General features: G+C 61.6%; 23 protein-coding genes. 14 read left to right on the top strand and 9 right to left on the bottom strand.

Annotation, left to right across the window (positions count from 1 at the left end; genetic code table 11):
- The first annotated feature begins 57 nt into the window (after nt 1-57).
- Together LJY25_RS02375 and LJY25_RS02370 are read left to right on the top strand one after the other, a co-directional pair.
- Entirely contained in the window at nt 58-678 is a 621-nt protein-coding gene (locus tag LJY25_RS02375) for a bifunctional nuclease family protein (protein WP_227606618.1), read from the top strand.
- 169 nt (nt 679-847) lie between these two features.
- On the top strand, nt 848-1,384 hold the full coding sequence (locus LJY25_RS02370; protein WP_227606617.1) for a YfiT family bacillithiol transferase: 537 nt from the start codon (nt 848-850) through the stop codon (nt 1,382-1,384).
- A gap of 70 nt (nt 1,385-1,454) precedes the next feature.
- Here the strand turns inward: LJY25_RS02370 and LJY25_RS02365 are convergent, their stop codons facing one another.
- Nucleotides 1,455-2,267 carry an ABC transporter ATP-binding protein gene (locus tag LJY25_RS02365; protein WP_227606616.1) on the bottom strand — a complete coding sequence of 271 codons (813 nt, stop codon included), beginning with the start codon at nt 2,265-2,267 and terminating at the stop codon, nt 1,455-1,457.
- 93 nt (nt 2,268-2,360) lie between these two features.
- Nucleotides 2,361-3,092, bottom strand: coding sequence for an MlaE family ABC transporter permease (locus tag LJY25_RS02360; RefSeq protein WP_227606615.1), 732 nt, complete (start codon nt 3,090-3,092; stop codon nt 2,361-2,363).
- Nucleotides 3,093-3,205: 113 nt separating this feature from the next.
- Between LJY25_RS02360 and LJY25_RS02355 the strand changes: the two genes are divergently transcribed.
- On the top strand, nt 3,206-3,919 hold the full coding sequence (locus tag LJY25_RS02355; protein WP_227606614.1) for an SDR family oxidoreductase: 714 nt from the start codon (nt 3,206-3,208) through the stop codon (nt 3,917-3,919).
- Nucleotides 3,920-3,974: 55 nt separating this feature from the next.
- Here the strand turns inward: LJY25_RS02355 and LJY25_RS02350 are convergent, their stop codons facing one another.
- Nucleotides 3,975-4,700 carry a GIN domain-containing protein gene (locus tag LJY25_RS02350; protein WP_227606613.1) on the bottom strand — a complete coding sequence of 242 codons (726 nt, stop codon included), beginning with the start codon at nt 4,698-4,700 and terminating at the stop codon, nt 3,975-3,977.
- 64 nt (nt 4,701-4,764) lie between these two features.
- Here LJY25_RS02350 and LJY25_RS02345 point away from each other — a divergent pair, with 64 nt between their 5' ends.
- The 5 genes from LJY25_RS02345 (at nt 4,765) to gldG (ending at nt 10,982) form a co-directional block, all read left to right on the top strand.
- A complete protein-coding gene (locus LJY25_RS02345) occupies nt 4,765-5,457 on the top strand; it encodes an SDR family oxidoreductase (RefSeq protein WP_227606612.1) in 693 nt (230 codons plus the stop codon).
- 88 nt (nt 5,458-5,545) lie between these two features.
- The gene (gldA, locus tag LJY25_RS02340) at nt 5,546-6,451 is read left to right on the top strand and encodes a gliding motility-associated ABC transporter ATP-binding subunit GldA (RefSeq protein ID WP_227606611.1); all 906 of its coding nucleotides are present in this window, start codon (nt 5,546-5,548) and stop codon (nt 6,449-6,451) included.
- A 73-nt stretch (nt 6,452-6,524) separates the two neighbouring features.
- Entirely contained in the window at nt 6,525-7,250 is a 726-nt protein-coding gene (gene gldF, locus LJY25_RS02335; protein ID WP_227606610.1) for a gliding motility-associated ABC transporter permease subunit GldF, read from the top strand.
- A gap of 152 nt (nt 7,251-7,402) precedes the next feature.
- Nucleotides 7,403-9,136 carry a T9SS type A sorting domain-containing protein gene (locus tag LJY25_RS02330; RefSeq protein ID WP_227606609.1) on the top strand — a complete coding sequence of 578 codons (1,734 nt, stop codon included), beginning with the start codon at nt 7,403-7,405 and terminating at the stop codon, nt 9,134-9,136.
- Nucleotides 9,137-9,254: 118 nt separating this feature from the next.
- Entirely contained in the window at nt 9,255-10,982 is a 1,728-nt protein-coding gene (gene gldG, locus LJY25_RS02325; RefSeq protein WP_227606608.1) for a gliding motility-associated ABC transporter substrate-binding protein GldG, read from the top strand.
- Nucleotides 10,983-11,041: 59 nt separating this feature from the next.
- Here gldG and LJY25_RS02320 read toward each other — a convergent pair whose 3' ends face one another.
- Nucleotides 11,042-11,560: a hypothetical protein gene (locus tag LJY25_RS02320; protein WP_227606607.1), complete on the bottom strand. Its 519-nt coding sequence runs from the start codon at nt 11,558-11,560 to the stop codon at nt 11,042-11,044.
- Nucleotides 11,561-11,864: 304 nt separating this feature from the next.
- Here LJY25_RS02320 and dnaN point away from each other — a divergent pair, with 304 nt between their 5' ends.
- Together dnaN and gldC are read left to right on the top strand one after the other, a co-directional pair.
- Nucleotides 11,865-12,989 (top strand): DNA polymerase III subunit beta, encoded by a 1,125-nt coding sequence (dnaN, locus tag LJY25_RS02315; RefSeq protein ID WP_227606606.1) that lies wholly within the window; start codon nt 11,865-11,867, stop codon nt 12,987-12,989.
- 96 nt (nt 12,990-13,085) lie between these two features.
- On the top strand, nt 13,086-13,424 hold the full coding sequence (gldC, locus tag LJY25_RS02310) for a gliding motility protein GldC (protein ID WP_227606605.1): 339 nt from the start codon (nt 13,086-13,088) through the stop codon (nt 13,422-13,424).
- A 75-nt stretch (nt 13,425-13,499) separates the two neighbouring features.
- Here the strand turns inward: gldC and LJY25_RS02305 are convergent, their stop codons facing one another.
- From LJY25_RS02305 to LJY25_RS02285, 5 genes are all read right to left on the bottom strand, one after another.
- Nucleotides 13,500-14,024 carry a hypothetical protein gene (locus LJY25_RS02305; protein ID WP_227606604.1) on the bottom strand — a complete coding sequence of 175 codons (525 nt, stop codon included), beginning with the start codon at nt 14,022-14,024 and terminating at the stop codon, nt 13,500-13,502.
- Nucleotides 14,025-14,306: 282 nt separating this feature from the next.
- Entirely contained in the window at nt 14,307-14,846 is a 540-nt protein-coding gene (gene dcd / locus LJY25_RS02300; RefSeq protein WP_227606603.1) for a dCTP deaminase, read from the bottom strand.
- A gap of 122 nt (nt 14,847-14,968) precedes the next feature.
- Complete coding sequence (locus tag LJY25_RS02295; protein ID WP_227606602.1) at nt 14,969-15,826, bottom strand: hypothetical protein; 858 nt, start codon at nt 15,824-15,826, stop codon at nt 14,969-14,971.
- A 142-nt stretch (nt 15,827-15,968) separates the two neighbouring features.
- Nucleotides 15,969-17,285: a glutamate-1-semialdehyde 2,1-aminomutase gene (hemL, locus tag LJY25_RS02290; RefSeq protein ID WP_227606601.1), complete on the bottom strand. Its 1,317-nt coding sequence runs from the start codon at nt 17,283-17,285 to the stop codon at nt 15,969-15,971.
- Between the two features lie 50 nt (nt 17,286-17,335).
- Nucleotides 17,336-19,375, bottom strand: a complete 2,040-nt coding sequence (locus tag LJY25_RS02285) for an ABC transporter substrate-binding protein (protein ID WP_227606600.1) — start codon at nt 19,373-19,375, stop codon at nt 17,336-17,338.
- Between the two features lie 223 nt (nt 19,376-19,598).
- Between LJY25_RS02285 and LJY25_RS02280 the strand changes: the two genes are divergently transcribed.
- From LJY25_RS02280 to LJY25_RS02265, 4 genes are all read left to right on the top strand, one after another.
- Nucleotides 19,599-20,273: a TetR/AcrR family transcriptional regulator gene (locus LJY25_RS02280; RefSeq protein ID WP_227606599.1), complete on the top strand. Its 675-nt coding sequence runs from the start codon at nt 19,599-19,601 to the stop codon at nt 20,271-20,273.
- A gap of 3 nt (nt 20,274-20,276) precedes the next feature.
- On the top strand, nt 20,277-22,007 hold the full coding sequence (locus LJY25_RS02275; protein WP_227606598.1) for a peptidase domain-containing ABC transporter: 1,731 nt from the start codon (nt 20,277-20,279) through the stop codon (nt 22,005-22,007).
- A 74-nt stretch (nt 22,008-22,081) separates the two neighbouring features.
- Entirely contained in the window at nt 22,082-23,473 is a 1,392-nt protein-coding gene (locus LJY25_RS02270) for an HlyD family secretion protein (RefSeq protein WP_227606597.1), read from the top strand.
- The gene (locus tag LJY25_RS02265; RefSeq protein WP_227606596.1) at nt 23,470-24,921 is read left to right on the top strand and encodes a TolC family protein; all 1,452 of its coding nucleotides are present in this window, start codon (nt 23,470-23,472) and stop codon (nt 24,919-24,921) included. The genes LJY25_RS02270 and LJY25_RS02265 overlap by 4 nt, the downstream gene beginning before the upstream one ends.
- Nucleotides 24,922-24,999 lie beyond the last annotated feature (78 nt).

Genomic DNA, 24,999 nt, shown 5'->3' with positions numbered 1-24,999 from the left:
TGAGAACGTCCCAAAGACCCCAACCGCAGGAAAGCGGAAGCTAAGTCCCCAAGACCCTTGAAAAAAATACAGCTCGAAATACTAGGGCTTTCGTCCAGCCAGTCGCAGTCCGGCTCCTTTGCCCTCATTCTGGGGGAGAAGTCCGGCAACCGTCGCCTGCCCATCATCATTGGCATGTTTGAGGCCCAGAGCATTGCCATTCAGATCGAGAAGATCAGTCCGAACCGGCCGCTGACCCACGACCTGTTCAAGTCGTTTGCCGAGCACGTGCACGTTGCCATTCTGGAAGTGCTGATTTCCGATCTGAAGGAAGGTGTGTTCTACTCGAAAATTGTCTGCTCCGACGGAGCTACGACCTTCGAGCTTGACGCCCGCCCCTCCGACGCCATTGCCATCGGCCTGCGTTTCGGCGTGCCCATCTTCACGGTGGAAAGCGTGCTGAGCGAAGCCGGTATCATTCTAAGTGACCTCGACGAGAATGCCGACGACTCGGACGAAGACGACGAGGACGACGAGGACGACGACACCAACCCGGACGCTCCGGCCCCGAGCACCCCGGAGCCTAGCGGGCAGGTTTCGCTCGACGAGCTGACCAAGATGCTGGCCCAGGCCCTGGAAAAGGAAGACTACGAGAAGGCTGCCAAAATCCGGGACGAGCTTAACAAGCGCAACGGATAAGCTGACGTTACCACACGAATGAGCCGCTCTCTACCCAGGGAGCGGCTTTTTTGTGGGTTGGGGGCTGCTGCTTGTTGATTGTGGGCAGTTGGTCGTTACTTAGCCGTCGGGTCAGGGCCGCAGCAGACCCTGCCTTCACTTACTAATCGACACTTAGCATTCACCTTTTATGTCCGAAACTTCCCTCAGCTTTCCCATTGGCCGCGCCCAGCTGCCTGCGCAGCCTCTCCCGGCAGCCGAGCGGGCACCCCTCATTCAGCAGGTTGCCGACCTGCCCGCTCAGGTAATGGCCATGGCCCAATCGGTGGGCGGGGTAGGGCTGGAGCGCCCGTACCGGCCCGGGGGCTGGAACGGGCGCCAGGTTATTCACCACCTGGCCGATTCCCACCTGAACTCCTATACCCGCTTTCGACTGGCGCTGACCGAGGAAAACCCCACCATCAAGCCCTACGACGAGGCGGCCTGGGCCAACCTGCCTGATGTAGCTGCTACCCCCATTACGGTGTCGTTGAGTCTGCTGGAGGCGCTGCACGTGCGCTGGACCAACCTGCTCTGGCACCTGACGGAAGAGCAGTGGCAGCGCACCTTCTACCACCCCGACATGCAGCGGTCGGTCCGGCTGGACGAAGCCCTGGTCCTCTACGCCTGGCACGGACGCCACCACCTGGCTCATCTGGCCAGCCTGCGTACGGAAGTGCAGTCGTAGTCGAAAGCAACAAAAAGCCCCGTCTGAGCTCAGACGGGGCTTTTTGTTGCCGGATCAGCAACAGACGGGGTCAGGCGTCTTTCTCCGGAGCTACTTCCACAATAGCAGCCAGGCCGCCCTCGGTTTCTTCGTCCACCTTCTTGGCGGCCCGCACCAGGCTGCTGCTGAAGATAAATTCCTTAAGCTCGGGCACCGTGGTATTCAGGATTTCTTCCTTGGTGCCGTCCCAGAGCTTGAGGCCCTTGTGCAGGTAGATGATGTGGTCCCCTATTTCCACCACCGAGTTCATGTCGTGGGTGATGACGACGGTGGTGATGCCGTACTCGTGGGTGATTTCGTGAATCAGCTCGTCAATCTTGATGGAGGTGGCGGGGTCAAGGCCGGAGTTGGGCTCGTCGCAAAACAGGTAGGTGCAGTTGGGCGCAATGGCCCGCGCAATGCCGACGCGCTTTTTCATACCGCCCGAAATTTCGGAAGGCATCTTGGTGCCCGCGTTTTCCAGGCCTACGCGCTTAAGGCAGAACTCCACCCGGTCGCGCCGCTCCTCGCGGCTCATGTCGGGGGTGAGCATCTTCAGGGGAAACTCGGTGTTTTCGTACACGGTCATCGAGTCGAACAGGGCCCCGCCCTGAAACAGCATCCCGATCTTGCGGCGGATGTCCTGCTTGATGTCGACTTTGTTGTTGGTAAACACCAGGCCATCGAAGGTGATGCTGCCCAGGTCGGGCTTCATCAAGCCGACGATGCATTGCAGCAGCACGCTTTTGCCCGTGCCCGAGCCCCCCAGCAGCAGGTTGCACTTCCCGGTTTCAAACCGGCAGGTGATGCCCTTCAGCACGGGGTTGCCGTTGAACGACTTCTGAACGTTATGAACTTCAATCATGATAGTGAGGAGCTACAAGCCCCAAGCTACAAGCTGCAAGCTTACTGCTACATCTGGTATAGCTTGAGGCTTGCAGCTTACAGCTTGCAGCTGCTAAAGGAGTAGGGCGGCCAGCACGTAGTCGGCCAGCAGGATGGCGATGATGGAATTGGTAACGGCGGCTGTGCTGGCGGCGCCCACCTCCAGGGCCCCACCCTTGGTGAAATAGCCTTTATAAGAGGAAATGGCCGACACCAGAAAGGCAAATACCACCGATTTAATCAACGCAAAGGCAATGTTATAAGGCACAAAATCGGAGCGGATGCCCTCGATGTACTCCTGAGCCGACATGGCCCCGGACAGCGTACCGGCCAGGTAGCCGCCCGTGATGGACAGGACCATGGCCAGAATCACGAGCAGCGGAAACATCATCATGGCCGCCACGATCTTGGGCAGCACCAGGTAGGAAGCCGAGTTGATGCCCATCACCTCCAGCGCATCCACCTGCTCGGTGATGCGCATCGTGCCCAGGCCGCCGGCAATGCTGGAGCCCACCTTGCCGGCCAGCACGATGCTGGTGATGGTGGGCGCCAGCTCCAGAATGGTCATTTCCCGCACCATAAAGCCGATGGTGGACTTTGGAATGAGGGGGTTGACGAGGTTATAGGCAATCTGGACGCAGGTTACGGCCCCGATAAAGGCGCTGACGATGGCGACGATAAAGACCGAATCTATCCCAATCAGGATGGCTTCGTCGAGGGTGCGCTGCCAGAGCACCGTAAAACGCTCTTTGCGAAAGAGCATACCCTGCATGAAAAGCAGGAATTCGCCGAAGGTTTTGACCATAAAAAGCGAAACAGAAAAGAAATGCGGAAACTTGGGGGCTGGTTTGCCGGTCGATGGAGCGGCTCCGCACAGTTGGGCTTACTTACGTAAACTCCGTTTCAACAATCAAAGGAATGAAAAAATATATCGTCGTCACGGGTGGCACCAAAGGCATTGGGCGGGCCATCGTATTTCGCTTCGCCCGGGCCGGGTTCGGGGTCGTCACCTGCGCCCGCTCGGCTGCCGACCTGCAGGCGCTTGCCACCGAGCTGGGGGCCGAAGTTCCCGGCGCCGAAATGTACACCCTGCCTGCCGACCTCAGCCAGCGCCCGGACGCGGTTCGGTTTACGGAGTATGTACGGAATCTGGGCAAGCCCGTCGACGTGCTGGTCAACAACACCGGGGCCTTTGTGCCGGGCCGGCTGCAGGACGAGCCCGCCGACGGCTCCCAGCTGCGACAGATGATTGACGTAAATCTCTACAGTGCCTACGACGTAACCCAGGCGCTGCTGCCGGGGATGATTGAGCGGCGGCAGGGCCATATCTTCATGATGTGCTCCACGGCCAGCCTGATGGCGTATCCCAACGGGGGCTCCTACTGCATTGCCAAGTTTGCGCTCTATGGCATGGCCAAAGTGCTGCGCGAGGAGCTTAAGGAGCACGGCCTGCGCGTTACGTCCGTGCTGCCCGGGGCCACCTATACCGCCAGCTGGGAGGGTGCGGGTTTGCCGGAAGAGCGGTTCGTCAAGGCCTCCGACGTCGCCGACGCCATCTTCAGCGCCTATTCCCTCTCGCCGCTGGCGGTGCTGGAGGAGCTGCTAATCCGGCCCCAGCTCGGGGATATTTAGCGGAAAACAGAACTCAGACTCATTCTGATGTCGGGTACTTCTTGCGTCTAAGCGCTTAATCCCGCTTTACAACTTTGCCCCTCGGGCCCAGCGTGATGCTGGTCTGGGCAGGGCTGCCGGCGTAGTACAGGGTGCCGATGCCATTGTGCCGGCCGGCCAGTACGTTGGTCGCCGTCACGGAAGCGTCGCCGCCGCTGTCTTTGGTGAGGTGGAAGTACAGATCCCGCACGCGCAGGCCGGTTCCGCGCAGGCTGCCGTTGCCACCGACGGTCAGGTTCAGCTCCTGGGCACTGCCCCGCACGGCTATGTCACCGACTTCGTACTGGTCGAGCCAGAGGTAGCGGCTGGTCAGGTCAAGGTCGTAGTCACCGGCGCCCACGAGGTGAAAGAAGATGGTGTCGGCGCGGAAGTTGCCGGCGGTACGCACGTGGCCCTGTCCTTTCAGAAACACGTTGCGCAGGTCGGGCACGTGCAGCGTCACTTCCCGGGGCGTGTTGTAGGTCCGCACCCAGTTGCAGCGGCTGGTATTATGAATGGTCAGCTCGTCGCCCTGGGTGGTCAGCTCGATGCTGGACTGCAGGTTTTTGCCGGCCCGCACCTCGGCGTAGAACAGCTGATCCTGCACCAACGTCACGTCGACGTTGTCGTACGCGTAGATAGTCGTGAAGGCCGGTAGGGCCCGCTGCTCGGTCACGACCGTGCCGGTGCTCATCAGGCAGTCGGTTTCGTGGCCTTCGCCGCAGCCGGGCAGCAGCAGGGACCCCGCCGCGCCCAGCAGCATACCAAAAAGCCGCCGGGGGCAGTTACCTTGCGGCCAAATAGCCATTGTAAAACGAAACTTCAGCATGGACCTGACGGGCAAGATAGTGATTCTGACGGGCGTCAGCAAAGGAATCGGCCTGGCTACGGCCGAGGCGCTGCTGGCGAAGGGCGCCCTGGTTGCCGGCTGGGGGCGCACCAAGCCGGAGCTGACGCATGAGCGGTTTCAGTTTTTTGAGTGCGACGTGCGCAGCGAGGCGGCGGTGCAGGAAGCCCTGGTAAACACCCAGCGGGAACTCGGCGCCGAAATCCACGGGCTGGTCAACAACGCCGGACTGGGAATAGCCGGGGAAGTGGACGGGTTTTCGTCGGACGACTGGCACACGATGTTCGACACCAACGTGCACGGCACCTTTTACTGCACCCGGGCCGTGCTCCCGCAGATGAAGCAGCAGCAGCTGGGCCACATCGTCAACATTGCTTCTATTGCCGGCAAAACCGGAATTGAGAAGATGGCGGGCTACTGCGCTACCAAGTTTGCGGTGCGGGGCTTCTCGGAAGCCATCTTCAAGGAAGTTCGGTCCCACGGCATTAAGGTGACCTGCATCTATCCCGGCTCAGTGCAGACCAACTTCTTCGATGATATTCCCGGCATCGAGGCCAACAGCTCGATGATGCAACCCCACGACATTGCCGGTGCCATTCTCTACGCCATCGAAACGCCGTTCAATTTTCACGTCGTAGACCTGGAGCTGCGCCCGCTCCAGCCTAAAAAGTAGTAGTTATCTGTTGATCATTACTTGCTGATTGCTTTAACCCCACCAACAATCAACAACAAGCAATCAACAATCAACCTCCAACAGTCAAATGGTTGAAATTCAGCATCTGACCAAAACATTCGGCAGCCAGGCGGCGGTGAACGACGTGTCCTTTACCGTGGGAAAGGGTGAAATCCTGGGCTTTCTGGGTCCGAACGGAGCAGGTAAGTCCACGACGATGAAGATTGCCACCGGCTACCTGCCGCCCTCGGCGGGCACAGTAACGGTGGACGGGTTCGACGTACTGGCCGATCCGCTGGAAGTGCGGCGTCGGGTAGGCTACCTGCCCGAACACAACCCGCTCTACCTGGACATGTACGTGCATGAGTACCTGGAATTCATCGGCTCGGTGCACGGGCTGAAAGGGCCCGCCCGCCGGCAGCGGGTGGCCGAGATGGTTGACCGCGTAGGGCTGGGGCGGGAGCAGAACAAGCAGATCGGGGCCCTCTCAAAAGGCTACCGGCAGCGCGTGGGTCTGGCCCAGGCCCTCATCCACGACCCCGGCGTGCTGATTCTCGACGAGCCCACCACCGGCCTCGACCCCAACCAGATCGGCGAAATCCGCAGTCTGATCCGGGAAGTAGGGCAGGACAAAACTGTCATCTTCTCCACCCACATTCTGCCCGAGGTTACGGCCTTGTGCAGCCGGGTGGTCATTATCAACCGCGGCCGGATTGTGGCCGACTCGCCGGTCAGTGAGCTGGGCGCCGGCGCCACAGGGGAGACCCTGATCCGGGCCGAGTTCGAGCAGCCCATCGACGTAGCGCCGCTGCTGGCGTTGCCGGGCATCCTGGGCGTGGAAGCTGAGGCCGGCAACCGGTACCGGATCCGGGCCGCCGGCCCCGACCTGCGCGCTTCCATCTCCCGCCTGGCCGCCCAGCAGGACTGGATTCTGCTGGGTCTGCGCCAGGAGGAACGCTCGTTGGAGCAGGTGTTTCAGGATTTAACCAAATAAGTGAATGCTTGACCTGGCCTGGGGGCCGTAACCGGCCGGTCGGCCCATTTATCACATCAGCACATTCGTATAAATGCTTGCCATTCTTCGCAAAGAATTCAACGCCTTTCTAAGCTCCCCGGTCGCCTACGTGGTTATCGGGGTGTTTCTGGTGGCCACGGGCCTGTTCGTGTGGGTGTTTCCCGACAGCAGCGTGCTCGACTACGGCTACTCCGACCTGCAGACGCTGTTCAACATGGCACCCTGGATTTTCCTGTTTCTGATTCCGGCCATCACCATGCGCACGTTTGCCGAGGAGAAAAAGGCCGGCACCATTGAGCTGCTGCTCACCCGTCCGCTCACCGACGGGCAGATTCTGGGCGGTAAGTACCTGGCCTGCCTGCTGCTGGCCCTGCTGGCGCTGGTGCCCACGCTGCTTTACTACTACTCGGTGTACCAGCTCGGCAACCCGGTCGGCAACATCGACTCGGCCGCCACCGTCGGCTCTTACCTTGGCCTGGCGCTGCTGGCGGCGGTGTTTGCGGCCATTGGCGTGTTTGCCTCGGCCCTCACCCGGGACCAGATCATTGCGTTTCTGGTAGCGGTAGTGGGCTGCTTTGTGGTGTACTCCGGCTTCGATTCACTGTCCTCGGTGTTCGACGGGGGACCAGCCTACTACATCAGTCAGCTGGGTATTGCGGCCCATTACCGCGACATCAGCAAGGGCCTTGTTGACTCCCGCGACCTGGCGTATTTTCTGACTCTGATTGCCGGGCTGCTGCTGGCTACCAGGCTGGTGCTGCAAAGCCGCAACTGGTAGCGCGGCAGCCTGCTTGGCGTCAGTTACAACCCCGCTAAGCTCAGTAAATGCTTTGCTTACATTTAGGCGGGCCTTTGCAGAACAGGGTTTTGGCCGGCCTAGGAAGTGCCTTACACCTGATCATAACTAATATCACCCTTAGCGGCCACCCTATGAGAACTACTCTACGCTTTTCGTCTTGCAGCCTTTTTAGCCTGCTGGTCATGGTGTTGCTGGCCAACGGGGCGTACGCTCAGGCTCCAAACTGGAGTGCCCTGGCCACCACCAGCCAGACGATTGGGAATGGCTCCGTGGTCCAGGCGCTGGCGGCCGATGCCAGCGGCAACGTGTATCTGGCCGGGCAGATCAGCGGAACCGTCCAGTTCGGCAGCACCAGCCTGACGGCCAACGGCAGCGTCAGCTCCGGGATGTACGTGGCGAAGTGGAACACCTCTGCCAGCCGCTTTGAGTGGGCTCAGCTGATTACCGGGGCCTTTATGGGTAAAGTCAATGGCCTGGCGGTGAGCGGGTCTACTATCTATATCTGTGGTCATTTCAGCGGCTTAGCCGGATTTGGCCCCTTCTCGCTGACTTCCCAGGGCAACAAGGATGGATTCGTAGCCAAGCTTACCGACAACGGCGCTACCGGCAGCTTTACCTGGGCCCGGGGCCTGGGCGGCACCAGCGACGACGAGGCTACGGCTTTGGCGGTTCAAGGCACCCGGGTGTACGTAGCCGGCAGCTTCTGGAGCCCTGCCCTGGACCTGGGCGGCAGCGTGGTAACCAATTCAGGACCCGTCAATACAATGGATATGTTTGTGGCCCGCCTTTCCGACTCGGGTGCCGGCAACAGCCTGGACTGGGTGCAGCAGGCCCGGGGGACAAACTATGAAGATGCCACCTCCCTGGCTGTGAGTGGCACGAGCATCTACGTGGCAGGAACGTTTAACTCCGCTCCCAGCAGCTTCGGCTCAGCGGCGGTATCGTCAGCGGGTGGGGTCGACATCTATGTAGCCAAGCTGACCGACACCGGCACCAGCGGGAATTTCAACTGGGTGCAACGGGCCGGCGGGCCGGCGTACGACGAGGTAGGGGGCTTAGCGGTTAATGCGGCCAACGTCTACGTTGCCGGCTCGTTTCAGGGGCCTACAGCTGACTTTGGCTCGACGAACCTGGCTACGGCGGGAATCAACTCCGATATCTTTGTGGCCAAGCTCACCGATGGCGGCAGTAGTGGCAGCTTTACCTGGGCCCAGCGGGCCGGGGGACAAAACCCGGAAAGCGTAACCGGCCTACAGGTACTTGGGCCGTACGTGTACGTAGCCGGTAATTTTACGAGCAGTACCATCGACTTCGGCTCCACTACCCTGCGCCTGCAGGGCGGTGCTGATGTGTTCGTAGCCCGTCTTTTAAATGCCGGCAGCACCGGGCGCTTCGAGTGGGCCAAGCGTGCTGGTGGGGAGTGGAGTGACTTTGCCGGCGACCTGGCCGTGCAGGGAACGAGCGTGCTGGTGGCGGGTAGCGTGCAGCCGATAGCCAGCTTCGATTCGTATAGCGTAACCGGGCCGGTTGGGATGCCGCCGGCCCGGGGCACGGTTGCTTACGTGGCTACCCTGAACGACCTGATGCTGGCGACTACCGCGGCATCCTCCCTGGCCGGCCTGAGCGTGTTCCCCAATCCGGCCCCGGGCCGGGTAACGGTGCAGCTGCCCGCGCTTTCCGGCGTCAGTCAGATAACGGTTACCCTGACCGACGTCCTGAACCGGGTGGTGCGCGCCTATCCGGTGGGGCTGACCGGCGAGGGCCTGCGGCAGGAGCTGGATCTTACCGGCGTCGTGCCGGGTGTCTACCTGCTGCGTGTTCAGGCCGGATCGGCTGAAACGGTGCGCCGCCTGCTGGTAAAGTAACGTATCATTAACTACCCTCGCCGGTAGCTGCGTCTTGCGGCTCGGTTAACGGCGAGGGAAACAGTCGGCATAACCTTCCATTATGCCGCCACAAATTGAAAGGTGCTCTCACCACCACATGACCGATACTGAACAACCTACCATCCCGACTACTTCCCGCAAACAGCGGGACCTGACCCGCTTTGGCCTGCTGCTACTTGGGCTGGTAGTTCTCAACCTTGTGGGCAGCCTGTTCTTTTTCCGGCTGGACCTGACGGAAGAGAAGCGCTACACCATGGCCCCGGCCACCAAGCAGCTGCTGCAGAACCTGCCCGAGCCGGTCACGGTCACGGTGTACCTGGCCGGGGATTTTCCGCCCGCGTTCCGGCGCCTGCAGCAGAGCGTCCGCGAAACCCTAAATGAAATGCAGGTCTACGGCGGGCGTAACCTGCACTATGTGTTCGTCGACCCTTCGGCGGCTTCCACGGAAAAAGAGCGCAACGCCTTTTACGAAACGCTGCTCAAGAAAGGGCTGCGGCCCACCAACCTGGCCGCTTCCGAGAATGGAAAGCGCAGTGAGAAAATTATCTTTCCCTGGGCCACCGTGGCCCTGGGTAATCAGGAAAAGCAGGTGCTGCTGCTGCGCGGCAACCAGGCGGCTCCGGCCGAGGTGCGCCTCAACCAGAGCATCGAGGGACTGGAATACGAGCTGGCCAGCACGATCCGCAAGCTGGTGCCCGGGCAGCGCAAGCTGATCGGCGTGGTGGAAGGCCACAACGAGCTGACCAACGTACAGGCCTACGACCTGATTAACTCCCTCAGCCAGTACTACAGCGTGTACCGGGTAAACCTGAGCCGGACCCGCCCCCAGGACCTGGCCAAGCTCAGCGCCATCATCATTGCCAAGCCCACGGAGGCATACTCGGAGCCCGAGAAGTTTGAGCTCGACCAGTACGTGACCCGTGGGGGCAAGGCGCTGTTTTTTGTGGACCCCATGCGCGTGAGCCTGGACTCGACGGCCCGGGCCGGTGCTTCGCTGGCTTTTCCCTACGAGCTCAACCTCGACGACCTGCTGTTCCGCTACGGCGTTCGCCTGAACGGGGACCTGATTCTGGATTTGAACTCGGGCGTAATTCCGATGGTGACCGGTACGCTCGGCGACAAGCCCAACGTGGAGCCGATGCAGTGGCAGTTCTACCCGCTCATCAACACCTTCAGCCAGCACCCCGTCACCCGCAACCTCGACGCGGTCTACACCAAGTTCATCAGCTCAATTGACACGGTCAAGGCGGCCGGCATCCGCAAGACCCCGCTGATGTTTACCTCGCGCTACGCCCGGGTGCTGCCCGCGCCGGTGCCCATCAACTTCAACGACGCCCGCCTGGCGCCAGACCCAAAGGTTTATAAACAGCGGTTCCTGCCCGTGGGCTACCTGCTCGAAGGGCAGTTCCGCTCCCTGTATGCCAACCGCGCCCGACCCGGCACCACTCAGTTTCAGCCCGCCGCGGCCGCCGATGCCCGGCCCGGCAAGGTGCTGGTGATTTCGGATGGGGACTTTATCCGCAACGAGGTCGACCCCAAAACCGGCAACCCCTACCGCCTGGGCTTCGACCGGATGGCCAACACCGAGTTTGCCAACCGGGAATTGGTGCTCAATGCCGTAGACTACATGCTTGACGAAACCGGCCTGATTGCCGTGCGGGGCAAGCAGATTACCCTACGGCCCCTCGACAAAATCCGGATCCTGGCCGAGCGTACCAAGTGGCAGGCGCTGAACCTGATGCTGCCCCTGGCTTTGCTCGGCGGCTTTGGTCTGGTGCGGGCCTGGCTGCGCCGCCGCCGGTACGCCTCGTTCCGGACGGAGTAGTCGGGTCCGTTCCGATCAAAGCGCTACTTCGATTATACGGGAGCTCTCCCCGGTGACTTTTACTGCAGCACTACCGGCGTTGTGTCGGAGCTGTAGGTCTCGCCATTGTCTAGCCGCACCTTGACTCGGACTCTGAACTCGGGATTTAACGCGGGCTTCTTCTTCAGCCTCAGCGTGTAGCTGCTGCCGATATTGCGGGTGCGCGACGTGTCATTTTTCAGATGCGTCGTCAGATCGCGGATATCGGTAGGCGACAACTGAATCTGCAGCAGATCGTTGAGGGTGTCGTTGGCCAGGTGCTGGGCGTCAAAGTCGTTGATGGTCGTGACGGTGAACTCCTGCACCCGCTCCTTCGAGCCCATATAGCCATTATCAATACAGTCACAAGCTAGGGCCGAATTCATGAGCGACCAGGAAGCCCGGCGCGCCGGTGCCGGCACGGCTGAATAGTACGTGACTGCGAAGCGCACGCCCAGATGGTGGTCGGCCAGGGCGACCCGGTCACCGGCCGCGGCTACCTCGGCGCAGCACTCACCCCGCTTCTTATAGTTGAAGGCGCTCATGGCCTGAAGGTCCATGTATTCCCCCTCAAGCTTGGGACAGTTGCAGAAGTCGCAGTTCTGAAAGCTGAAGCCAACAGATAGGAGAAGCGTTAAGCCGAGGGTTTTCTTTATCAGCATGACGGATAGGATAGAGAAGGATAACGGCGCACCTCGCTGCGGAGCCGCTTTGAGTACGAGTAAAACAAAGCACCGGGCCTAATATACACTCGTTCAGCGCAAGTTTTCATCCCTGATTCTGCCCAGGGCAGGCGCTAGAAAACCCCGTTGCCGTTTCCTATCTTTGTCCTCTTCTCAAAAACGCCCGACAACCCCATTCTCTATGAAGTTCATCGTCTCGTCTTCCGCCTTGCTCAAGCAGCTCCAGAGCATCAACGGCGTGGTTACGAATAACCCCGTAGTGCCGATTCTGGAGAACTTTCTCTTTGAAATCGAGGACGGCAAGCTGACGATTACGGCCTCCGACCTGGAGACCAGCATGATTACCGAGCTGCCCGTGGAAGCCCGCGAAGCCGGCCGCATTGCTGCCCCGGCCCGCATCCTGCTCGACACGCTCAAAAACCTGCCCGACCAGCCCGTAACCTTCACCCTGGACGAGGAAACCTACACCATCGAAATCAGCTCCTCGAACGGCCGCTACAAGCTGGCCGGCGAGAATGCCACCGACTTTCCCCGCGTGCCGGTCGTGAAAGGCTCGGCTCCGATTGAGCTGCCGTCGTCGTCCTTGTCCCGGGCTATCAACAAAACCATCTTCGCCGTCAGCACCGACGAGCTGCGCCCGGCCATGACCGGCATCCTGGTGCAGCTGGCCGACAACCAGATTACGTTCGTAGCCACCGACGGCCACCGCCTGCTGCGCTACCGCCGCTCCGACGTGGGCGCCGGGCAGTCGGCCAACCTGATTATTCCCCGCAAGGCCTTTAATCTGCTCAAGAGCGCCCTGCCGTCCGAGGCCACGCCCGTGCGCGTCGAGTTCAACGGCTCCAATGCCTTTTTCAGCTTCAACCAGATGCGCCTCGTGTGCCGCCTGATCGACGAGCGGTACCCCGACTACGAGAACGTGATTCCGGTCAGCAACCCGAACCGTCTCATCATCAGCCGCGCCGACTTCCTGAACTCGGTGAAGCGCATCAGCATCTACTCCAACAAGACCACCCATCAGGTGCGCCTGCGGCTGGCCGGCTCCGAGCTGACTATCTCGGCCGAGGACCTCGACTTCTCGAACGAAGCCAACGAGCGGCTGGCCTGCCAGTACGACGGCGAGGACATGGAAATCGGCTTTAATGCCCGCTTCCTGGCCGAGATGCTGTCCAACATCGACTCTGAGGAAATCACCCTGGAGCTGAGCACGCCCAACCGCGCGGGTCTGCTGATGCCCACCACCCCGGACGACAACGAAAGCATCCTGATGCTGGTGATGCCGGTGATGCTGAACAACTACGTTTAATTTTTTACTGAGTCAATAAGCGGATGAGTGAATGAGGGCGCCGGTACACCGACCCTTGTTCACTCATTTGCTCATTCACTTCCTACCTCTCCGACAATGAAAAAGTCTGAAATCCGCATCAGCATTGCCCTCGACGACCAGAAGGTGCCCGAGGCCATCAGCTGGCAGGCTACCGATGCGGGCCCCGATATCCACTTCGCCAAGGCCATCAACCTCGCCCTCTGGGACCGGGAGCAGGCCGGTACCATGAAGATTGACCTGTGGACCAAGGACATGCCGGTGGACGAGATGAAGCGCTTCTGCGTGGATACCATCGGCTCGATGGCCGAAAGCCTCGTTACGGCCACCAACGACGTGAAGATGGCAACGCTGATGCGCAACCTCTGCCGCGACCTGATGAACCACATCGAGGAGGAAGAACGCCAGCAACAGTAAGCCTACCTATTGGAAAACACAAAAAAGCCCCGTCAACTGCTGGCGAGGCTTTTTTGTGTTTACAGGCTCAGGAAACTAGCGGCTGCTGCGGGTAGCCGGCGTTTCTTTGGGAGTAGCGGGCGAGATGGTGGCACCGCGGCTGCTGGCCGGGGCCGGGTTCTGCACCGAGTTCACGAACATATAGCTGGCCGAGCGGGCAGCAAAGTCCTTGTCGAACTTGTAGAAGTCGGAGCGGGCGTCGTAGTAGGCGCTGTACTGGTTGTTCGACAGCACCGACTGCAGCTCCCGGTCACGCTCTTTGCATACACCCAGGCACTGCTCTTCGACCAGCTTGGGGTTGCTGGCATACTTCTGCTCAATGGCCGCCATCTTGGCAACCTTATCGTCGTTGATGGCGCGGAGCTTGGTTGCCTGGTAGTTGTTCAGGCGCAGGTCGCGCACCATCTGATCGGAGAGGCGCTTGGCCCGCTCCTGCACCGGGGTGAGGCGGGGCGAGGCCTGGGTTTTGTCCTGGGGCTGAACGAGGGAAGGCTTCTGTTGAGCCTGGGCACCAAGAGCTGCAGTCAGGGCAAGAAGGGCGGAAGCAACTATCTTTTTCATGGTCGTAGTATCGTTAGCCAGTGGGAATTTTCGGTGACGCATTCTATCTGCCCGTGGGCAGTAAGGCGCGTCGGTACAGATTAGTAACGAAAAACTGTGCCAGGGAGTTTACTTTCAGCCCTATTTCGCGACTTCCTACCGCTTGTAAACTAAGTAAATGCGCCGGCCGGTCGGCTACGGTCCGCCAGCAAAAAGCCCCGACGCCAACACAGCATCGGGGCTTTATTATTCATGCTGCAACCGGCCGCACGGCCGGCAGCGAGTGGAGCTGGGTAGCTGTTTCTACCAGTTGTTTTTCCACATCATGGATTCTACCGGCTGGTTTGTGCGCTCATTGTACTTGGCGTTGGCCTTGCGGTTATAGAAGGTCTGCACATCACCCTGCACGGCAAAGTAGATTAGCTGGCCGATGGGCATGCCGGGGTACACGCGCACGGGCTGGGTTACGGAGATTTCCAGGGTCCAGGTGTTGCAGAAGCCCACGTCGCCCTTGCCGGCCGTGGCGTGAATGTCGATGCCGAGACGGCCGACGCTGGACTTGCCTTCCAGGAAGGGGACCTGGGCGTGGCTTTCGGTGTACTCTTCGGTTACGCCCAGGTACAGCACGCCCGGCTGCAGCACGAAGCCTTCCTCGGCCGGCATCTCGAACACGTCAATCTCGTTGTGGCGGCGCGCGTCCAGCACGGCGTCGCGGTAAGTGGCCAGGTAGCGGCCCAGATGCACGTCGTAGGAGTTAGTGCCCAGGCAGGCCGGGTCGTAGGGCTCGATTACGATGTTGCCACGCTCAATCTCGGCGCGGATCTGCTGGTCGGTCAGGATCATTCTTGTTTCAATTGAGAATTAAGAATTAGGAATTAAGAATTGAATCAAGAGCCGCTGGGTGTTCGGCAGGTAAGCCGGTTCATCCAAATACTTCTTAATTACTAATTCTTAATTGCTAATCATCAGTTGGTTTCGTCGTCATCGTACCGGTCCTCGTCGAGCTGGCTGAACGAGCGGCGGGCTTTGGGTTCAGCGGTATCCGCCTCGTTATCCGGCCCGGAGAGGTCGTCGAGGCGGGCGCGCATCTCCGGAAGGGTAATCAGAGTCAGGCGCAGTAGCAAGCCAAACGAGCCCAGGGCCAGCAGGAACGTCAGGTAATCAAGCCAGCCGTAACGGGAAACCGTAGCCTCCGGGCGTGGGGCGCTGGTCAGGCTGCCACTCGTGGTGGTTGAGGCCGTGCTGGCATCCGCCTGGGGCGCCGGGTCTTCGAGCGGAGCGGTTACCGGGCCTTCCGCATCCACGTCGGCCGGTGGCACGGCGGCACCGTCGGCCGCCACGTCTTCGGGCAAGGGGTCTTCCGACGCGTTGAACTGAGCCGTAGCCTGCTTGATAATGCGTTCCAGGGACCGAATCAGGGCTACCCGCTCGTCGCGGGGCAGGACCCGGATAAAGAACTCGAAGTTCTTGTCGAGCAGGATCGAGCGCAGCTGCTTTTCAAACTCCGCTAGGTCGGTGCGCCCTTTGCCGAAGCGGCCTTTATACCGTTCCGCGACGTCGTTATAGTTGAGAAACAGCTTCTTCAGGTCGGTGTTGCTGCCGAACCCGTCGAACTGCCGGCGGGCCTGGTGGGAGCGGAGGCTCACGGGAAACTTGTTACGGGTAAACGACTTATCGTACACCGTTTCCATGGTCCGGAAGTTGAGTTCGTCCACAGTCGTGTCGAAGAGCGCCTTGTTGGCTGCAGCCGGCTGGGCTATTCCCGAACCGGCCATCAGGGTCAGCAGCAGAAACAGCGGAAAAAAGAGGCAAAGTCGGGACATACAGGCAGGGGAGTTTGCCGGCAAAGGTAACCGCAGTTTGCCGCGGAATGAATGGTTGTCCCGTATTTCCCGCAAATGGGTTGCCGGCCGGCGCAGCTACCCGGTTACAAAAAAGCCCCGCGGGGCGGGGCTTTTCGGTTGGCTAAAGGTTGTGAGCCTCCCGCATCGATTCGCGGCAGGCCTGCAGGTACTGGTCGACCAGCTCGTCGGTAATGGCAGTAGATACGAACAGGGCCTCGTACTGGGCCGGGGCCAGGTAAATTCCCCGGTGCAGCATGGCCCGGAAATAGCGGCCGAAGGCATCGGTGTCGGAGTGCTTGGCGTCGTCGAGGTTATGCACGGGCCGGTCGGTGAAGAACACGCTGAACATCGAGCCCACCTGGTTTACGGTGTAGTTCAGGCCCAGCTCGGCGGCAATCTGCCGGGTGCCGTCCGCCAGCCGCGTGGTGATGCGGTTCAGCTCGGTGTACAGCTCAGGATGGTCCTGAAGGTAAGTGAGCTGGGCAATACCGGCCGCCGTGGCAATCGGGTTGCCGGAAAGCGTGCCGGCCTGGTACACCTTGCCGGCCGGGGCCACGCAGTCCATGATGTCGCGCCGCCCGCCGTAGGCCCCTACGGGCAGACCGCCACCGATGATTTTGCCAAGGGTCGTCATGTCGGGGGTGATGCCGTACAGCTCCTGGGCGCCGCCCCGGGCCAGGCGGAAGCCGGTCATCACCTCGTCAAAAATCAGCACGATGCCGTGTCGGGTGCAGAGCTCCCGCAAACCGGCGAGGTAGCCCTCTACCGGCTCTACCAGGCCCATGTTGCCGACTACCGGCTCCAGAATCAGCGCGGCTACCTGGCCGTCGTTGGCCTGAATGGCCGCTTCCACGGCCGCCAGGTCGTTGTAAGCCACCGTGATAGTGTCGCGGGCCACGCCTTCGGTTACGCCGGGCGAGTCAGGGGTGCCCAGGGTGAGGGCGCCGCTGCCGGCCGAAATCAGAAAGGAGTCGCCGTGGCCGTGGTAGCAGCCTTCAAACTTGATGATCTTGTCGCGTCCGGTATAGCCCCGGGCCACCCGGATGGCGGACATGCAGGCCTCGGTACCGGAGTTTACCAGCCGCACCTTTTCAATGCTGGGCACCATCTTTTTGATCAGCTCCGCCATTTCCACCTCCCGGCGGGTCGGGGCCCCAAACGAAAGTGAATTCCCCAGGGCAGCCTGCACCGCGTCGAGCACCACGGCCGGGGCGTGACCCATAATCATCGGCCCCCAGGAGTTGATGAAGTCGATATAGCGGTTGCCGTCCACGTCGGTCAGCCAGGCGCCCTGGGCCGACTGCATAAACACGGGGTGGCCGCCGACGGCCCGGAAGGCGCGAACGGGGGAGTTTACCCCGCCGGGAATGTGCTGTTGGGCATTGCGGAACAGCTCGGCGCTGGTCGTCTGGTTGAGGTCAGAAGTGGTCGTGCTCATAAAAAAGAATCCGCCAAAGCGGTGGGGAAAAGAAAAGTAAGTTTCAGGTGCTAGCGGGTGCCGACGGGGTTCTGCACTTCCACTTCCAGGCGCTCGAGCTTGGTGAGCGGCACGTACTGGTTGTCGCGGGCCCCACCGGGGTAGCCGATGCCCTGGAACACCATCCCTGAAACCGGCCCGGAGGCGGACAGGTTTGTTTGGAAGGCCGGGCCGTACTGGTGCAGCTGCGTGCCAAAGTAATACAGCAGCTCGAAACCGGTAAAGGCAAACACCGAGGGCGGCAGGTTCTGGCGCTGGGTGTACAGCTGGCGGAAGCGCCGCACGCCGGGAGCCGTCTTGTCGATGTGGTGAGGAAATACGAAGTACACGTCGCGGTGGTCGAGCTGGCTTAAGCTGATGCGCGGGTTTTCAAGCCAGGATGCGTAGGTGATGAGGGGAACCCGCACGCCCTGGGCCTGCAGCTGGCCCAGCGTGTAGGTCCCGGCTTTGCGGTGGTCGGACGCAACGACGAGGTGGCCGACCGTTTTCAGGTCTAGCCCAGCGAAGCCCGCGGCCATGGACTCCTCCAGGTCGGGGTTGACGCGGCGCAGGGCCAGCACTTTGCCGCCCAGGGCTTCGTAGGCGGTCTTATAGGCCAGCCCGAAAGCCGTTTCGTCTTTGGTATCTTCGTAGAGCACCACGGCCGTGCGGCTGGTGAACGTGTTGAACGCCATCTGCGCGGCCTGCCGGGCCTGGGTGGCCGTGCTGGGCTCGAACAGGTAGTGCCAGGGGTTGTCCTGCACCAGCTCCCCGTCCTGGGAGAGCGGGTTGATGCACACAATTTGGTGCTGCTGGGCGTAGCGGGCCAGAATCTTGCTGCCGGATTTATAGATGGGCCCGATCAGCATATCCATAGAGGCCAGCTCCGGTAAAGCCAGCACCTGTTTGAGCTGCAGGGTGTCGGCACCGGTGTCGTAGGCAAACAGCTGCAACGACCGGCCTTCCCGCTGCAGCGAGTCCTGGGCCAGGCGCAGACCGGCGTAGAGGTCGGTTACAAACTGGTTTTTGCGCTGCTTTTCCCAGCTGGGGTCGTCAAACTCGAAGGGCAGCAGCACCCCCACGTTATAGGAGCTTTTCTTCACGGCCCGCGGGCGGGGGGTATACCGGGTCTTATCCAGGGCATACTGAGCCACGAGCTGGTCGAGCACCGGCTTGTCGGCTTCCGTGTACCAGCCACTCAGCACCAGCTTATCGGCGTAGGCCCGGGCCAGGGCAGCATCCTCCGGATAGGTTTTCAGCAAGGTCTGGAAAGCGGCTTTGTCGCGGATGCGCGGCAGGTACACTGCCTTCATGTTTTCCCGCTCGGTTTCCAGCTTGCCGGCCGGTAGCTGGCTCAGCATTCTCAGGGCATTATCGGGCTCGCTCTGCTCAAACGAAACCTGGGCCTGCAGAAAGAAAGCGTCGGCTACGGCGGGCCAGGTGGGGTACTCGGTCCGCAGCAGGTTCAGCATCTGCTCGGCCTCGGCCCATTTCTTGGCCCGGCTGGCCGCCACGGCGTACAGGTAAGCTGCTTCCGGCTTGCGGGCAAAAGTGCTGGCCGGTGCCGTAATCGGCTCCAGCTCCTGCATAGCCAGCTCGTAGCGGGTCTGGTCGATGAGGGTTTTGCCGTTGCGGTAGCGCGTTTCAGGGTCTGCGGAACCCATGTTGGCCGGCAGGGCGGGCTGGGGCTTGGCGGCCGGGGCCGGCCTCGGCGGAGCTGGGGTCGGCGCAGCAGGAGCGGACGAGCTTGTCGTGGTAGGCTTCGCAACAGCAGCTTTGGCCGGAGCTGCACCGGCCGTACCGGCTTTCGGTGGAACGGTGGTCCTGGCCGGGGTGGCTGCTGGTTTCGGGCCAGCGGTAGTCGGCTTGACTGCGGTTGAGGTGGGCCTGGCCGGCGTGGGAGCCGCTTTGACCGGAGCGGGCTTGGTGCCGGCAGGGGCGGCAGGCCGTACGGCCGGGCGGGTGGGAGAGGCCGTGGGAAGCTTGGGGGCCGGCTGCTGGGCCAGCGTAGGCGTCAGCGCTGCCAGGCTAGTACACAATGCAACAAGCCGCAGGGCACAGATATACCTCATACCAGAGGAACCGAAGGTGAAAAGTGAGTGGGCCGGATCAGCCGGAAAACCGGCAGCGGGCGCGTGGGCAAAGGTACGCAGGAACGGGGAGGAAGATTTTTCGGCTGAGTTAATATTAACGCTATTTAATGTGATATTAAAACTATTTAATTTGATAGTAATGCTATTATTTCAAAATAGCTATCCCATCTTTGCAGCCGAATTCAACTTAACTGTGCCGCCTATGGCAACATCCCTGCGAATTGACCTGAACGAGAAGCTTTACCTGCGCGACCCCCAGGACACCGAGCTGGGCCGGCGGCTGGTCGCGGAAAGTGTGATGCTCATCGACGAGATTGGCTTTGAGCAGTTCACCTTCAAAAAGCTCGCTCAGCGGATCGAGAGCACCGAAGCCTCGCTGTACCGCTACTTTGAAAACAAGCACCGGCTGTTGGTGTATCTGGTTTCGTGGCATTGGGCTACGCTGCGGTTTCAGATTCGCTTTCACACCCACAACGTGGCCGACCCCCGGCAGCGCCTGCAGCTGATTCTGGAAATCCTGACCCGCGCCCACTACGACGACCCTTCGACGGTGCCGCTGGACGAGGCGGCCCTCTACCGGGTAGTCGTAAACGAAGCCTCCAAATCGTACCTGACCCGGGATGTGGACGAGGATAACCGGGCCGGGCTGTTCCGCGAATACAAGCGCCTGGTGGCCGAGGTGGCCGCCGTTATCAGCCAGATCCGGCCCGAGTACCCGTACCCGCACGCCCTGGTAAGCACATTGCTCGAAGCTGCCCGCAAGCAGCTGTTTTACGCCCAGCACCTGCCTTCTCTCACCGACACCAAGAACCGCACCGCCGCCGAGACCGATATTCTGGGCTTTCTGCAGGGGGTGGCATTTGGCGTTTTGTCTTAACCTATGGCCGAACACGAGTCTTCCGCCCTTACGCCGGGCCAGCGCCTGCTCCGCCTGCTGGCCTCCGAACGACGTGACATCACCTACCTCTACGTCTACGCCAGTCTGGCCGGACTAATCAGCCTGACGTTGCCGCTGGGAGTGCAGTCCGTGATTGGATTTGTCAGCAGCGGCGCCATCAGCACTTCGCTGATTGTGCTCATCGGCTTTATTGTTCTGGGTACGCTGCTTGTGGGCGGGCTGCAGGTAATGCAGATCTACCTGGTTGAGTTTATTCAGCAGCGCCTGTTTGCCCGCATGGCCCTCGACTTTGCCGTGCGCCTGCCCCGGGTGCGTACCGAGGCGCTGGGCGGACAGTACCTGCCCGAGCTCATGAACCGCCTGCTCGACGTGCCCACGCTGCAGAAAGGACTGGCGACGCTGCTGGTCGAGTTTTCGGCGGCCGCCCTGCAGATTTTGTTCGGGCTGATCCTGCTTTCCTTTTATCACCCGATCTTCATTGCCTTTGGCGGGCTGCTGGTGGGGCTGCTGTTTCTGCTGCTGCGCCTGAGCGGCCCCCAGGGCCTGAACACCAGCCTTGCCGAATCGAAATACAAGTACCGGGTGGTGGCGTGGCTTGAAGATGTGGCTCGCACCGTGCACACCTTTCGTCACTCGCCCCGGCAGGAGATGGCCCATTCCCGGACCGACGATTTGGTGGAAGGCTACATCGGGGCGCGGCAAAGCCATTTTCGGGTGCTGCTGACCCAGTACCTGGGCTTCGTGGCCTTTAAAACCCTGATTACGGCCACCCTGCTCGTTATCGGCTGCTGGCTGCTGATCGAGAAGCAGATCAACATCGGCCAGTTTGTGGCCGCTGAAATCATCATTATCATGACGATTTCGGCCGTGGAGAAAGTGCTGCTCAAGCTCGACGTGGTGTACGACGCGCTGACGTCCATCGACAAGCTGGGTCATGTGCTCGACCTGCCTACGATTACCCCGCCAGCCGGGGCCATTCATAGCCTGCCCGAGTCGCGGCTGGGGCTGGGTGTCGAGCTGCGGCAGCTGGCCTACGAGTACCCCGGGGGGCAGCGGCAGCCCCTGCGCGGCGTGTCGCTGACCCTGGCGCCCGGAGAGCACCTCGGGCTGGCCGGCTTCGACGGTTCGGGCAAGACCACCCTGCTCCGCGTGATGGCCGGTTTGCTGGAAGGCTACACCGGGGTAGTGGCCTACGATGGGCTGGCGCTGCAGGACATCCGCCCCGACATTCTGGGCCGGTCGGTCGGCGACAATATCTCTCATCAGAACCTGTTTGAGGGCACCCTGCTGGAAAACCTGACCCTCAGGCAGCCCAATATCGATAGCGCCGACGTGACCTGGGCCCTGGAGCTGGTGGGGCTGCGCGACTACGTGTTTGCGCGGCCCCTGGGCCTGAGCACGCCCCTGGGCATTGGCACGCCGCTGGCCGACAGCACCCGGCAGAAGCTGCTGCTGGCCCGGGCCCTGGTGCGCCGCCCCCGCCTGCTGTTGCTCGACCATTTTCTGCCCGGCGTAGAGCCCGCCGAAAGCCTGCGGATCCTGAACCGACTGCTGGCCGCCGCCGAGCCCTGGACCGTGGTGCTGGCCTCCAACGACCTGCGGCTGCTGGCTTTGTGCCCCCGGCTGGCGCTGCTGCGCGATGGGGAGCTGGTAGCCGATGGCCCTTACCAGGAAGTTATCAGCCAGCGGGAAGTACAGGAGCTGCTGGCCTGAGGCTAGCTGAATGCCGGCATGGAGTAGCCGGCTGTCCGGACGTGCCCGTTCTCACCTTACAAATCAACTGAAGAATGCCTTTTGCTGAGAAGCCACTCGATGAAACCAGTCCCTTTACGGGCCGCTTCCGCTCGTACGAGCGGGTGCAGACGCCCCGGACGGGCCGCACCCTGGCCCGCTGGGCCTCCGGACTGGGCTTACTGGTGCTGCTGGCAGGCTTTCTGCCCTGGACCCAGAACATCCGCTCAAACGGTACGCTCACCACGCTGCGCCCCCAGGACCGCCCACAGACCGTGCCCAGCACCATTGCCGGGCGCATCGAGCAGTGGCACGTGCGCGAAGGACAATTGGTGAAGAAAGGTGACACTCTCGTTGAAATTGCCGAAATCAAGGAAAAGTACTTCGACCCCGAGCTGCTGCAGCGGACCCGGGAGCAGCTGGAGGCCAAAATAGCCTTGCTCCGCGAAAACCGGGCAAAAGGAGAGGCCCTGGAGGGGCAGCAGACAGCCCTGCGCAGCGGCCTGCAGGTAAGCCTCGAGAAAGCCCGCAACAAAGTCAGCCAGACCCGTCTGAAGGTAAACTCCGACGAGGCGGAGCTGCGCGCCGCCACCACCGACTTTGATATTGCCCGCCAGCAGCTGGCTCGCCAGGAAGTGCTTTTTCAGCAGGGCCTGAAGTCGCTGACGGAGGTGGAGCAGCGCCGCCTGAAGCTGCAGGAAAGCACGGCCAAGCGCCAGGCCGTCGAAAACAAGCTCGGAGCCAGCCGGCAGGAGCTGCTCAACGCCCAGCTCGAGTTGTCGTCCCTGCAGGCCGAGTACCAGGACAAGCTGGCCAAGTCCGAGTCGGACCGGCGTTCCACGACGGGCTACCAGTTCGACACCGAGGGGCAGATTGCCAAGATGCGCAATGAGCTGGCCAACCTGAGCATCCGGGCCGGCTACTACCATATCACGGCGCCCCAGGATGGCTACGTGGTACGCGCCCTCAAGGAAGGTCTTGGTGAAATCGTGAAGGAAGGGGAGGCTGTCGTGACGGTGATGCCGGACGCCCCGGCCCTGGCCGCCGAGCTGTACGTACAGCCCATGGACATTCCGCTGCTGAGCGTGGGTCGCAAGGTGCGCCTGCAGTTCGACGGCTGGCCGGCCCTGGTGTTCAGCGGCTGGCCCGGCACCAGCTTCGGCACGTTTGGCGGCGTAGTGGCCGTTATCGACAACATCGACTCTCAGGGAAAGTACCGCGTACTGGTTACCCCCGACCCGGAACTGGAGGCCTGGCCCCGGCCCCTGCGCGTGGGGTCCGGCGTGTATGGCTGGGCGCTGCTCGACGACGTGCCCATCTGGTACGAGCTGTGGCGGCAGCTCAACGGCTTCCCGCCCAATTTCGTGGGTACGCCCAAGACGACCGGGAAAGGGGACAAGGCCGCGAAGGAAGCCAAGGCCGGAACCGACGAAGACGAAGGCAAATGAGAACCCGACTCCTCTTTTTCATCAGCCTGATGCTGGCTCTGGGCACGCCTACTACCTGGCTGGCCGCCGCCCCGGCAGCTCAGCGGTCTGCCGCCGACTCAGTGAAGGTGTTTTCCCTGGCTGACCTGCTGGCGTATGTAACGCTCCGCCATCCCGTGGCCCGGCAGGCGGCCCTGCTGCCCGAGCAGGCCCTGCAGGAAGTACGCTTTGCCCGGGGCATGTTCGACCCCACCGCCACAAGCAAATACTACGGCAAAACCTTCGGGGGCAAGGAGTACTTCCACGACTGGGACACCCAGCTGCGGGTACCGCTTTGGTTTGGGGCCGATATCAAGGCCGGGTTCGAGCGCGGGACCGGCCCCTACGTGAATCCCGAAAACTACACCGCGCCGGGGGGGCTGAGCTACATCGGCATATCGGTGCCGCTTACGCAGGGGCTGCTGATGGACGAGCGGCGGGCGGCCGTGCGGCAGGCCCAGGCCCTGCGCGGACTGGCCGAAGCTGAGCGCCGGGGTGCCCTCAACAAGCTGGTGCTGCAGGCGGCCAAAGACTACTGGGAATGGAGCCTGAACTACCAGCGCCTGGAGCTGCTGCGCCAGAATACCGACCTGGCAGCCGTGCGGCTCCGGGCCGTGCGGGAGCGGGTGCGGCAGGGCGACCTGGCGGCCATCGACTCGGTGGAGGCCCTGACGGAGCTTCTGAACCGGCGGGCCGCGCAGGTGCAAAGCGAAGTGCAGTGGCGCAACGCTACCCTGCTGCTGAGCAACTACCTTTGGGACGAGCAGAGCCGGCCCGTGGAATTGCCCGCCACGGCGCGGCCCCAGGCGCTGCCCACTACCTGGCCGGAGCTACCCGTCGACTCGGTTGCGGCCCTCGCCGCCTTGGCCCGGCAGGTGCATCCGGATGTGTTGAAAAGCCAGGCCAAGCTAACCCAGCTGGGCGTGGAGCGGCGCCTGCTCAGCAACAAGCTGTTGCCCAAGCTTTCCGTCGACTACAACCTACTCCAGGCCGGCTCCCCGTTTAACCCCGAAACCCCGGTCAGTCTGGGAGGGCGCTACCTGCCTAACAACTACAAGCTGGGCGTCAGCTTCGCCTATCCGCTGCTGCTGCGGCAGGAGCGCAGCAAGCTCCAGCTCAACCGCCTGAAGCTGCTCGACACCGAGCTGGGCCTCCAGCAAACTACCCGCGTAGTCGAAACAACGGTCCGTACCGTCGCCAACGACTGGGCCGCCCTGCGCGAGCAGCTGGCCCTGCAGGAGCAGGTGGTGGAAAATGCTGACCGCCTTCGCCGGGGAGAGCAGATTCGCTTTGAAAGCGGCGAAAGCTCGGTGTTCCTGCTCAACTCCCGCGAAGCCTCGCTCGTGAGTGCCCGCACCAAGCTGGCCGAGCTGCAGGCCAAGTACGCCCAGACCCAGGCCACCCTGCGCTGGGCTGCCGGCGGGGAATAAAGCGGATGCCGGACAGTAATTTAGCCCTGGCTATACCGTTGCGGGGGCTGGGCTCGTTTCAATCTCCGGATTTTCTAC

This window comes from Hymenobacter translucens, from assembly GCF_020685205.1.
Lineage (GTDB): Bacteria > Bacteroidota > Bacteroidia > Cytophagales > Hymenobacteraceae > Hymenobacter > Hymenobacter translucens.
The sequence above is the reverse complement of the archived record's forward strand: the minus strand, read 5'-3'. Positions and strand labels throughout refer to the sequence as shown.